The organism is Ureaplasma canigenitalium ATCC 51252 (assembly GCF_000712165.1).
Taxonomy (GTDB): Bacteria; Bacillota_I; Bacilli_A; order Mycoplasmatales; family Mycoplasmoidaceae; genus Ureaplasma; species Ureaplasma canigenitalium.
In genome coordinates, this window is the sequence record NZ_JONZ01000010.1 from 1 (window position 1) to 1,172 (window position 1,172).

Annotated in this window: 1 protein-coding gene; it reads left to right on the forward strand. The window is 33.0% G+C overall.

The annotated features are described in order from the left end of the window. On the forward strand, nt 1–1,089 hold a 1,089-nt coding region (locus T416_RS03925; RefSeq protein ID WP_038079727.1), incomplete at its 5' end, for a hypothetical protein. Nucleotides 1,090–1,172 lie beyond the last annotated feature (83 nt).

Below are 1,172 nucleotides of genomic sequence, written 5' to 3' on the forward strand. Positions count from 1 at the left end.
GAAGCGATTGATCGTTATAAAGCACGTCTAAAGAAAGAAAAACAAGCTCGTGAGGAAGAAGAAAGACGACGAGAAGAAAGGGAAAAACTAGAAAAGGATAAAGAAGTTAAAGCTAAAGAACTAATTAATCAAAAGAAAGCGGTTTGACTGTTCCCAATTGGTGTTGACTCAGCAACTTCTGAATTTGTAGAACGAGATTACACGAATTTAAAACCAAACGAAGGTTCTCTACCAAAAAGTGATGGTAAACAACGTTACCGGATTACTGTCCTTGTACCACATGCTGAAGGAACTTATACATTAAAGATTAATCCAGTAGTTGATAATAGCGAAAGTGATGGTAACTATAAATTCTATGGTAACTTTGGGGATAAAATCGGAATTCCACAAAGTAGTGGACCAGATCTTGGTGTAACTGTTAAGGATATCGATTTATGATTAACTCCTAATACAACTTATACAATTACTGAAGCTTCAATCTTCAATGGTGAAAAGTTTCAATTATCCGATACTACTTTAATATTCCACACATCTAGTATTATTAACCAACCAAAAGCACCAGAAAAAAAGGAAGATAATAAACAAAAAGACGAAAATGCTGGTGGAAGCCAACAAGACGGAAATAATGGTGGTTCAACGTCTGGTGGTGCTGACAAGCAAGACCTAACATTCCCTGAAAATCAGTTCTATTTTGATATCGGTGGAAGAAAAGATAATAAACTTCAATTGATATTACAAGTAGAAAGTAAATATATTAAAAAGCAAGATGGTGGTAAGTTCTTCCTTACTTTAGAAGCTGATGAAGTTGATGAAGATCATTCAATAGATGAAATAAGTAAAATCGATGATGAAGGACAACAAACTGAACTTAAAAAAGAAGTTGTTCTAAGTGATGAAACCAATGCTGTTTCAGGAAGATACACCGCTCACTTTACTATGAATTTCAAAGATACTCCTAAATGAGGAAAACTTCACTTTAAATTAAAGAAACTTTCGTATGGTGTAGAACAATCATCAGCTACGGAAATCCCACTTACTTCACTTGATTTAAGCAGTGTTGAAGAACAGGTTGAAATTGCAAAATCCTAACTAACTTATAAATTAACACCCATAAACAATCATATTAATAAATAGGATAAACATTAAAAATGACAAAGAAAAATAAGAAGATA